General features: G+C 49.9%; 8 protein-coding genes. 4 read left to right on the top strand and 4 right to left on the bottom strand.

The genetic code is table 11. The features are described from left to right. Positions 1–212: 212 nt before the first annotated feature. The 4 genes from ACXYMU_RS15860 to ACXYMU_RS15845 all read left to right on the top strand — a co-directional run bounded on the left by ACXYMU_RS15860 (position 213) and on the right by ACXYMU_RS15845 (position 5,926). Positions 213–1,016 carry a P-loop ATPase, Sll1717 family gene (locus ACXYMU_RS15860; protein ID WP_458987396.1) on the top strand — a complete coding sequence of 268 codons (804 nt, stop codon included), beginning with the start codon at positions 213–215 and terminating at the stop codon, positions 1,014–1,016. 178 nt (positions 1,017–1,194) lie between these two features. Then, positions 1,195–2,037, top strand: a complete 843-nt coding sequence (locus ACXYMU_RS15855) for a 1,4-dihydroxy-2-naphthoyl-CoA synthase (protein WP_241642784.1) — start codon at positions 1,195–1,197, stop codon at positions 2,035–2,037. Between the two features lie 599 nt (positions 2,038–2,636). Then, a complete protein-coding gene (locus ACXYMU_RS15850) occupies positions 2,637–4,223 on the top strand; it encodes a hypothetical protein (protein ID WP_458987395.1) in 1,587 nt (528 codons plus the stop codon). A gap of 74 nt (positions 4,224–4,297) precedes the next feature. Next, on the top strand, positions 4,298–5,926 hold the full coding sequence (locus ACXYMU_RS15845; RefSeq protein ID WP_458987394.1) for a hypothetical protein: 1,629 nt from the start codon (positions 4,298–4,300) through the stop codon (positions 5,924–5,926). A gap of 149 nt (positions 5,927–6,075) precedes the next feature. Here ACXYMU_RS15845 and ACXYMU_RS15840 read toward each other — a convergent pair whose 3' ends face one another. The 4 genes from ACXYMU_RS15840 to ACXYMU_RS15825 all read right to left on the bottom strand — a co-directional run bounded on the left by ACXYMU_RS15840 (position 6,076) and on the right by ACXYMU_RS15825 (position 10,438). Further along, on the bottom strand, positions 6,076–6,831 hold the full coding sequence (locus ACXYMU_RS15840; RefSeq protein WP_458987393.1) for an SDR family NAD(P)-dependent oxidoreductase: 756 nt from the start codon (positions 6,829–6,831) through the stop codon (positions 6,076–6,078). 4 nt (positions 6,832–6,835) lie between these two features. Beyond that, positions 6,836–7,615, bottom strand: coding sequence for a type IX secretion/gliding motility protein PorT/SprT (gene porT / locus ACXYMU_RS15835; protein ID WP_458987392.1), 780 nt, complete (start codon positions 7,613–7,615; stop codon positions 6,836–6,838). After that, a complete protein-coding gene (ubiE, locus tag ACXYMU_RS15830; RefSeq protein ID WP_458987391.1) occupies positions 7,564–8,286 on the bottom strand; it encodes a bifunctional demethylmenaquinone methyltransferase/2-methoxy-6-polyprenyl-1,4-benzoquinol methylase UbiE in 723 nt (240 codons plus the stop codon). The genes porT and ubiE overlap by 52 nt, the downstream gene beginning before the upstream one ends. Positions 8,287–8,446: 160 nt before the next feature. After that, a complete protein-coding gene (locus ACXYMU_RS15825) occupies positions 8,447–10,438 on the bottom strand; it encodes an OmpA family protein (protein WP_458987390.1) in 1,992 nt (663 codons plus the stop codon). Positions 10,439–10,739: the final 301 nt, after the last annotated feature.

Below are 10,739 nucleotides of genomic sequence, written 5' to 3'. Positions count from 1 at the left end.
GCTGCACGCAAGACGCTTGAGCAAAGACTATGAGAAAAACAGAGTCAATGCCCAAAGCATGCTTTATTTGGCCATGATAGCTGTTATGTTAAAAAGATTTAAATAGGTTTTAAAACAGCTTCTTAGATAATGACAATCAAATCCAAGAATATTTTCCTGAATTAAAATTAGGAGTTGAATACGATTTTTTCGACCAAGACATTTCACTACGCTTGCTCAAGCGTTTAGGTGAAATAGCAACTAAAATGGGATACAACAAGCCAACCATTTTGCTTGATAGATTGGATGAAGACAATCGCTTTGAGAATGATGCTGACAAGATATCTGAGTTCCTCACTCCAATTTTAACCAATACAAACTTGCTAAGTATTTCAGAGTTTCAACTCGTTATGTTTGTATGGTCTACTCCTTTCAGATTTATATCGGAAAAGGTTAGAACTCATAAATATTATTGTCCAAACTTAAATTGGCGGTTTGAAGATTTAGAAAGTCTTCTAAACCAAAGATTGTCTGTATATTCCGATAAAGCCCTTAATGATTATAAACACCTCTTAGATGAGTCAATAACAACTACAGATTTAGATGAGTTATTTGTATTATCTAATTATAATCCACGAGATTTAATACATATCTTTAAGATTTTATTTGAAGAACAATACAGGAACAATGCAAATTCGTCTAAAATAGAACACAAAGCTTTGACAAAGGCTTTAAAGCGCTATGTGTTAGAATTTAATTATTACGAATACTATCCAAGAAAGTCCAACGCACGAGCAAATTCAATGGATATATACTCATATGCTGCTCATCTACTCAAATTAGACTCCCCTGAGTTCTCCAAGAATAAACTTAATGAATCAGCAGGAATAGGAAGTTCTATTCACAACTATGTAGTATCAATGGAAAAAATCGGACTTATTGAAAACATCGGACAAGACAAAGGATACGCAACTTATAAAATCAAAGACCCAAAAATCGTTTACTGTCTAAAAAATGGACTAGAACTGAGAAAATAATACTATTACAATACCACCTATAAATAATAGTAGCCTTTTGGCCTCTAATAACCATAGCCAAACCGTTACCTTGTTTGACATTTTCCAACGATATCATTTCTTTCGCAAGATATCTTCCTCTCAATACCAGTTGAGCCACTGCGGAGAAAAGGCTACCTTTGGCTTTTAATTCTGTGTTATGAGCAAGATAAACTGGAAAACCGTAAAGGAATACGAAGATATAACTTATAAAAAGGCGGATGGCGTGGCCCGTATCGCATTTAACCGCCCGAACGTGCGCAATGCCTTCCGCCCGAAAACGGTGGCAGAACTGTTTGAGGCGTTTCTGGATGCCCGCGAAGACACGTCTATTGGCGTGGTGCTGCTCTCTGCGGAGGGACCTTCTACCAAAGACGGTATCTACTCCTTCTGCAGCGGCGGCGACCAGAACGCGCGCGGCCACCAGGGCTATGTTGACGAGGCCGGTATGCCGCGCCTGAACATATTGGAAGTACAGCGCCTGATGCGCTTTATGCCGAAAGTAGTGATTGCCGTGGTGCCGGGCTGGTGCGTGGGCGGCGGCCACTCCCTGCACGTAGTCTGCGACCTGACGCTGGCCAGCAAAGAGCACGCGATCTTCAAGCAAACCGATGCCGACGTAACCAGCTTCGACGGGGGGTATGGCTCTGCGTACCTTGCCAAGATGGTGGGCCAGAAACGCGCCCGCGAGATCTTCTTCCTGGGCCGCAACTACTCCGCGCAGGAGGCCTACGACATGGGTATGGTGAATGCCGTGGTGCCGCACGAGGAACTGGAAGACACCGCTTACGCCTGGGCGCAGGAAATTCTGCAGAAATCACCGACCTCTATTAAAATGCTGAAGTTCGCCTTTAACGCCACCGACGATGGCATGGTGGGCCAGCAGGTATTTGCGGGTGAGGCCACGCGCCTTGCCTACATGACCGACGAGGCAAAAGAAGGCCGCAACGCTTTCCTCGAGAAGCGCAAGCCAAACTTTAAGGATATTCCCTGGATTCCGTAAGCATATCTAATATGGAATTAGATGCGCCCGCTATACCAAGTATAGCGGGCGCATCTGTTTTTAGGCTGCTTGTAATGGTAAGGTCATTTCCATAATGTTTGTAGCGATTACATAGATAAACCACCTCTGCCCCTCCGAGGAGGGGAATTTCTACTTGTGCTGAAGTTTCCCTCTTGGGAGGGGCAGGGGTGAGTTACTCCAGGCTCAAATCCGCAGCGGCTACTGATCTGGGTATGAATTGCTTTAAGCGTTCCGCTGATGCATGCCGGGCCAAACCACCCCGGCCCCTCCTTGGCTAAGGAGGGGAGTTTTCGTAGCTAGTGGGTTTCTTCATTTTACTGGCGCACTCCTTAATTGGTGGTATAGGCCAGTTCCACATAAGTGCCCAGTTTGATTACTGCACATCGCCCGGTTGCAATAAATTCCAGAGGCATTGTGGGCTGTGCGACTAGCCATACCCTACCCCTGCTTGACAAAAATCTCCTTTGCCTTAGAAATACGAAACGTTTACCTAAAAACTGCTTCCTGTTCCCAATGTAAACTTTATAGCTGTTTTACGTTAGATAGAGACAAAAAATCACCCTGACTAACGTATGACAATGCGCTTTGATAAAGTGTTACTTGTATTGTTCCTGATTTCTTCGACGGGTTGTGTCCGTAAGGATTTCTTTGCCAAAACCCCGGTAGTGGACCCTTCGGTGTATGAGAAGCTGAAGGAAGCACCGCAAACCATAGACAGTGTAACCGTGCAGGCCGGAAAGCATTACAAGCGCGGCTTTTTGCACCGTATTATTTGGGGGCAGCATTACCGGCCGGTGTGGGCAGCCAAGGTAAAAGCACCCGTGCTCGACCTGGACACAGTGTTCGGTGGGCTCAAATTTCAGGAACTGGGAGGTGGCTTCCAGACTAACAGCATGACGCTGGTGGACTCCACGGGCTTTACCTATGCCCTCCGCTCCCTCGACAAAGACCCGATCAGTGTATTGCCCAAGGCCTGGCAGAAGACGTTTGTCGTGAACGTGCTCCGCGACCAGATCTCGGCCATCAACCCATACGCAGCCCTTACGGTGCCTCCTATGGCCGAAGCCGCCGGTATACCCCATTCAAAGCCGCGCCTCTTCTACATCAAACCAAACGATGAAGGCCTGGGTGAGCATGCCGAGCGCTTCAGCGACAAGGTATACCTGCTGGAACAGAAATTTGACGACAAAAACACGATCACGCCTGCCCTGGGCGATGCCGTGGACATTGACGGCTCCGGAACAGTACTCAAAAACCGCTACGGCGACAATGACGTGTTTATCGACCAAAAGGCATTCGGCAAGGCACGCCTTTTCGACATCCTGATCCACGATTGGGACCGCCACGAAGGTCAATGGGAATGGGCGCAGTACAAGGAAGGGAAAAACCGGATTTACAGGCCTATCCCAAAGGACCGGGACAATGTATATTACCGCTTCCAGGATGGCATTATTCCCTGGCTCTTTAGCCGCAACTGGGGTATCCGCAAGTTCGAGTCGTTTGATGATGAGTTTAACGATGTATATGCGCTGACTATCAACTCAGAATTTATTGACAAACGCGCTTTGTCAGAACTCACGCAACAGCAGTTCGACTCGCTGGCCCGGGTGTTGCAGGCAGAGATAACCGACGAGGTAATTACTCAAGCCGTGCAGCAATACCCTGAGGCTGTCTACAATATGGTGGGAGAAAGCACCAAGCGCAAGCTGTTAAACCGCCGAGACCAGCTGCCTGAAGCCGCTGCCGAATTTTATAAGATACTGGCAAAAGAAGTGTTAGTAGCGGGCACAGACAAGGATGATATTTTCGAGGTAAAGCGCCTGAACGATGAGGAAACGGAAGTCTCCGTACGCCGGGGATCAGACAGAAACAGAACGTACCACCGCATCTTCAAACAATCCGAGACAGAGCTCATTACTTTGCATGGTCTGGCTGGCGATGATACATTTGAAATATCCGGCGAGGTAAAGCAAGGCATCAAAGTAAAAATTGTAGGTGGTTTAGGCGAAGACGAGATTAAAGACAGTTCTAAAGTAAAGCGCGGGGGGAAGAAAACGTGGGTATACGACACCAAACGCGGCACTGAACTGGAGGCCGGTCCCGAAACCAAAGACAAGCGCACCAGCGACGTGCGCGTACACGCCTTTGACCGCGAAGGATTTTGATGCATCAGCTATTTGCGCTTTTACTTACTGTTCAACCACCCAACTATTCCGGGCACCCTTGCCCCTGACCCTATATGCAATCCAACCTGAAGCGATACCCAATTCTCTGCCTGCTGTTTGTGATACTAGCCCTCAGTAGTTGCAGCGACCGCTTTATACATAGCGTGCAACAAGTCCCGCCACCCGCTGGCACAAACCATACCCCTACTTATAGGGATAGCACCATTACGGTAAAAGCCGGGCAGCATTACGGCCGCAGTGGCCTCCATACCTTCTTTTATGGCAAGCACTACCGGCCAGTGTGGCTGGCACCCGTAAAAGCGCCTGTGCTTGACATAGGAAGCATACACGGAGGCCTCACGCCTATGGAACTAGGGGGAAGCAGGCAGTCTATCTCTTTGCGCCTGGAGGATAGCACAGGCACGGAGTACGTGCTACGCTCTGTTGATAAAGAACCTGCCAGCGCGCTGCCCGAAAGCTGGCAGCGCAGCTACCTGGCCAACATCGTGCGGGATGCCACTTCTGCCACCCACCCTTACGCAGCCCTTGCCCTGCCCGATATGGCCGAAGCCTTGGGCATTTATTACGTGGAGCCGCAACTGGTATATGTCCCGCACGATGACCGCTTGGGTAAGTTTAAAGATGATGTGGGCGGTATGCTGGCATTGCTGGAGCGCAGGCCGTCAGGTAACCAAAAGGACTACGAACCGATGGGCAGAGCTTCTGAGGTAGTTAGCACCCGCTCGGCCATTACAGAACGGCTGCAGGACAATGACTCTCATTTTGATGCCAGGTTTTTCCTGCGGGCGCGCCTCTTCGACATGCTGATCGGGGACTGGAGCCGGCACGAGGATAACTGGCGCTGGGCCGAAGAAAAGCAAAATCAAGGTGGCAAGACTTACATGGCCATCCCCCGCGACCGTGACAATGCTTTTTACAAACTCAAAGACGCCCCGGTGCCCTGGCTCTTTATGCTCCTGAACCTGAAGCCGCATTTCCAGACCTTCCGCAGCGAGATCGATAATATAGAGAAACTAAACCGCAGCGGCCGCAACCTCGACGAGCTGATCCTGAATAACCTGGAATGGTCGGATTGGCAAGCCGAAATTGCGCATGTACAGCAATCGCTCACCGACCAGGTAATTGAACAGAGCTTCCGGGCCATGCCCGAAAATGTAGCTGCTATGTCGGCCGCTGCTATTATCTCAAAACTTAAGTCCCGCAGGCAGCATTTGGAAGAAGCCGCGCAAACTTACTATAAAGCTTTGGCTGAAAACGTAGCGGTGGTAGGCACCGACAAGCACGAGCGTTTTGAGGTAGAGGCCTTAGCGGAAGACAAAGTGCAGGTCAGGGTCTTCAAGATCACCAAAGAGGGAAAGGTAGAACAGCAGATTTACGCCCGCACCTTCCGGGCCGCCGAAACAGAGGAACTATATTTGTACGGCCTGAACGGAGATGATCAATTCCACTTTACAGGAGGCGTACGGACAAAAATCAAGATAAAGGTATGGGGCGGTGCCGGTGAGGACATCTACAGACAGGCAGACGAAAACAGCCCTTTCGGCAAGCGTATAGACATCACCGACACGAAGTACCGCAACACCTACCAGATGAGCAAGAAAGCTTCTGTGGAAATTGACGACGACCTGAAAGCAAAAGACTTTGATGCAGAAGGCTGGCTGCTGCGGTATTATCTTAACTGATATACCCTTGTTAAGGTATGGCCCCGCCTATTTTATAGAGATCATGGTTAAGGTTGGATCAAACAATTATTGACAGAAGGGTATAACAACAGTCAAGGCGCTACTTCAGGGTAGCGCCTTGACTGTTGTTATAGGGATGCTATGAACTTCTACTGCTGCTCTTTATGCAAAACTGTGGCAGAAGCCTGTGCTGTGGGCAGCACCAACACTTCTGCAAGGTTTACGTGCGCCGGCCTTGTCACGATGAACGCGATGAGCTCGGCGATGTCCTGCGCCTGCAGTGCATCAAAGCCTTTGTACACCGCAGCAGCCCGCTCCTTGTCGCCTTTAAAGCGCACCTCCGAAAACTCGGTTTCCACCAACCCGGGGTTCACCTCCGATACCCGGATACCATCCTGCACCAGGTCAATGCGCATGCCTTTGGTGAGCGCATCCACAGCAAACTTAGAAGCGCTATACACGTTTCCGTTCGGGTATACCTCCTTGCCTGCTATCGAACCGATGTTCACGATGTGGCCTTTCTTTCGGGCACGCATCAGGGGGAGTACGGCATGGGTCACATACAGCAGTCCTTTCACATTGATGTCGATCATCGCGTCCCAGTCCTCCACAGAGCCCTCCTGGATGGGTGACAGGCCATGGGCGTTACCAGCGTTGTTTACCAGCACCTCCACTTCCCTCCATTCCGCAGGCAGCGAATCAACAGCTTGCTGCACTGCTTCTTTGTCGCGCACATCAAAGGTGAGTGTGTGCACCGGAATATCGCCTAACGTTGCTTTCAACTCTTCCAGCCGGTCAGCACGCCGCCCGGTGGCAATAATACTGTATCCTTTCTGAGCCAGTTCCAGGGCAGTGGCATAGCCAATCCCTGAAGTAGCCCCCGTAATCAATGCAATTTTAGCCATCGCGTTATTCAAAGAAAAAGATCAACGATACGTTGTGGTTGCTTAGCCGCTTGATGTACCCGCTATAATCACTGTTCGGCACAGGCTTGTTCATGTCCAGCAGGCCATGCGAAAAACGCAGCTCCGGAGCAAACTTAAAGTAAGGGTAAAAGATGTCGAGGCCGATGCCATACTCCACGGCCAGGTCAAACTTTTCAACCTGAAGCTCTGCAGCGCCGTCCTCGTCGTTCTTCCCCTTGCCTAAGTCGATGCCCGGCTTGATGCCAGCCACCAGGTAGGGCCGGTAATTAGACCGTCGTTTGGCTTTGTACTTCAACAGGAAGGGCAGCTCGATCATGGTGGAGTTGATTGTCTGCTCATCCAGCTGCCGCTCCCCCCCATCTTCGGGCACAACATTGTCAAACTCTATCTCGCGGCTATAAAAACCTACCCCAGGCACAAAACGCGCATCCAGGTAATCGACCAGGCGCACATTCAGCACCAGGCCGGTATAAAACCCGACGTTCGTTTTGGTGTTCACGCTAACCGAGTTATTACCTTGCGGGTCAAACTCAAACTGGTCGGCATAGGTCTGGGAGTGTGTCAGGCTGTATTTGGTGAAAGGGGCTGCCAGGTAAAAGCCATAGTGCACCGGGCGCTCATCGTAGCCGGGCTTGTTCATGTCTTTTACCTTTTTCTGGGCTGATGCGGCACCCCCGCTTAACATGGCGCATGCCGCAAAGGCGGCTATGATTACTTTTTGCCTATGTAAATAGAGCTTATTCCAAATGTAAGTGAGTGCCATTTTGTATTTTTGAATCCTACTTTTTGATAAATGCCAATAAAACGCTCGCCGTCCGGAAAAGCCTGCACCGACTCGGGCAGGTAGGTATACGCCGCGTTGTCCTTAGAAACGATCTTACCTACTACTGGTAGTATGTTTTTAAAATAAAAATGATACAGCTGCTTCATCGGGAAGCTGCGCGGTTTTGAAAACTCCAGCACCACGGCGGTTCCGCCAGGCTTTAGCACCCGGTACATATCGGCCAGGCCCTGCTCCAGGTTCTCGAAGTTGCGCACCCCAAACGCCACGGTAATGGCATCGAAAGTATTATCGGCAAACGGCAGATTCTCTGAGTCTCCGTACTTCAACTCGATCTTGTCTGTCAGCCCTTTCTTCACCAGCTTCTGACGTCCCACGGCCAGCATGCCCTCCGAGATGTCTACCCCGACAATTTTATCCGGGTTCAGGCACAGTGCCTCGATGGCAAAATCAGCGGTACCGGTAGCGATGTCCAGTATCAGCTTAGGTTTTTCGGGTGCTAGCAGGCGCACAGCTTTCTTTCTCCAGACAATGTCTATGCCAGCGCTCAGGAAGTGGTTCAGGAAGTCGTACTTGCCGGCGATGTTGTTGAACATGGTGGCCACCTGCGACTTCTTGCCATCGTTCTGGTCTTTGTAAGGTACTACTGACATGGGGTTTATTAGGGTATAGTTGGGGCAAAAATACTGTTCCTAAAACTATTATACATGGTTTATGTTCCAAAATATAAAAAAGAGCAGGCCGGGGGCTTCCCAACCTGCTCTTTTCAAATACTACCGGGCTTTTTCGGCCCAAGTGTAAATGGATCAGCTATTAATTGCGCTGTGGGTCATCCTGGCGCGGAAGCACCTTGAATTCCGTTCTGCGATTCAGCTGCATGTTCTCCTCCGACGTGTTTGGAGCAACCGGACGACGCTCGCCGTAAGTTACCGTCACCAGGCGTTTCGGAGAAATGCCTTTGTTCACGAGGTACTCATACGCAACATCGGCACGGCGCTGCCCTAACTGCATGTTGTAGCTGTTGCTGGCGCGTGAATCGGTATGGCCTTCTATGCTGATGTTGATGTTCGGGTTCGCGTTCATGATGCGGGCGATGTTGTCCAGCTCCTGGATAGAGGCTGGGCGAAGCGTGGCTTCATCTAAATCATAGTAAACCGGCTGCATGGTATAACTGCTGCTTGCGCCAGTGCCAGTGCCAGTGCCAGTACCAGAGCCGCTACCCGAAGTAACAGCCAGTACAGCCGCAGAGTCGAGGGTAATGTAGAAATCCTGTTTAATATCGGCGGAAGCGCTTAGTACAACCGGCACGTCTATTTCCTGGGTTTCGATCACCTTGTTGTCCCTTGAGAGCTGCACCTGGTATTTTCTACCGGAAAGCACCTGCACATTGTAAGTGGCTGAGTCACCTTTGGTCACGTCGCGGTAAGCGATCGGCCGCTTGTCGGCCTGCAAACCGTTAAAGATCAGCTCTACGCCAGTTACCGGAATGCTGTCAGCCTTGGCAAACACCTGCCCTTTCAGGCCGGTTGTCTTGATGTAGTTGATGGTGTAAATATCCTTCTCGCCGTAACCGCCAATGCGGTAAGACGACAGGTAAGCATAGCTGCCATCCGGAGCTAAGCGGTAGTAGGTGTCATCATCCGGGGTATTGATTGGCGACCCCAGGTTTACCGGTCGTGCCCATCTTCTGGCTACGGAGTCATACTTAGCCGAGAAGATATCATACCCGCCCATACCAGCATGGCCGCGCGAAGCGAAGTAAAGGGTGCCGTCTGCTGCCAGGTAAGGGCTATCGTCATCGAAAGGCGTATTGATGGTAGAACCCAGGCTTTGCGGTTTTCCCCAGCTGCCGTTTCTGTTACGCTGTACTCTGTATAAATCGAGGTCACCGTTCTCAGAGTAATTGTTAGTGGAGAAGAAAAGCGTCTTGCCATCCGGTGTGATATAGGCATCCGACTCAAAGCCCTTTGTGTTCACGTTCTCGCTGATGCTTACCGGCGCACCCCAGCTTCCGTCCGCCTGTCGCTGCGAAACCATGATGTCGCCGTTATTGATAGACTGGTAAAGCAACAGCTTGGTATCGTTGTCGAAGAGTTGGATAGAGGCATCGTGCCCAACGCTGTTCAGAGCGCCCGGTACAACGCGCGGCTTCTCCCACTCATCTTCCGAGATACGTTTCGCTTCAAAGATATCCTCAAAAAACTCCCCGTCGCGGGCTTCCTGGCCACCGGTTACGGCCTCGCTGCGCGAAGTAAAGAGCAGGTAGTTGTAATCCGATGAGATAACCGGGCTATGCTCCGAGTAATTTGTGTTGATCTGTCCTCCGAGGTTTTTCACGAACACATCCTTTGGGTTGGCTGTCTCGCGCTTGGCAACCCTGGATTGCTGAATCAGCTGGGCCACTTCCTGGCGGCGCTCTTCGTTCCGTCTCGGTATTTCTTTCTGATAAGCCTGAAAATGCTCAATGGCACTGTCGAAACGGTAGTTGATCAGGTCGGCACGACCGAGCCAGTACTGCAGTTCCTTGTCAACGTTGGGTTTCAATTGGTGGGCACGGTACAGGTAGTCAGCGGCTTTCTCCTTGTCAAAAGTCATGTAGCTGACACCTGCCCGGAAAAGCGCCTTCGCATTGTCCGGGTCCTTCGCCAGCACTGCCTCATACTGCGGTATAGCCTCCCTGTAGTTTTCTTTGTTAAACATTTTGTTGGCATCCCGCATGCTCTGTGCCATGGCAGTTGTTGCCACCAGGCAAAACAAAACGAGCAGCATTGAGAGCCTTGTAAACGATTTGGCTAAATGATTCATGTGTTAGAAATTTATTTGAAGTCCTTGGTTTTATATTGACCTTCTTAGCGCATGTTGGAAATTCTTCCTCTGAACTGCATCATGGGCTTCCAGATCCTGAAATCAACCATTCACGCTATCAAAAGTAAAATTTCAGCATGCACTCAATAAAAAAGAAGCGCAAGCATCATCAGATTCGGTCCACTCTTGTTTTAGCTTTGCTTCTATACGATTAATATTAAAATTAGTATATTCGATTTATATCGCTACACTAAATAAAAGGAGCCTTCCATCTTCTTTCCCCCGCCTTTATTACATCATC

This window comes from Pontibacter sp. CAU 1760, assembly GCF_054482735.1.
Note: the sequence above shows the minus strand (reverse complement) of the source record. Positions and strands in the feature narration are given on the sequence as shown.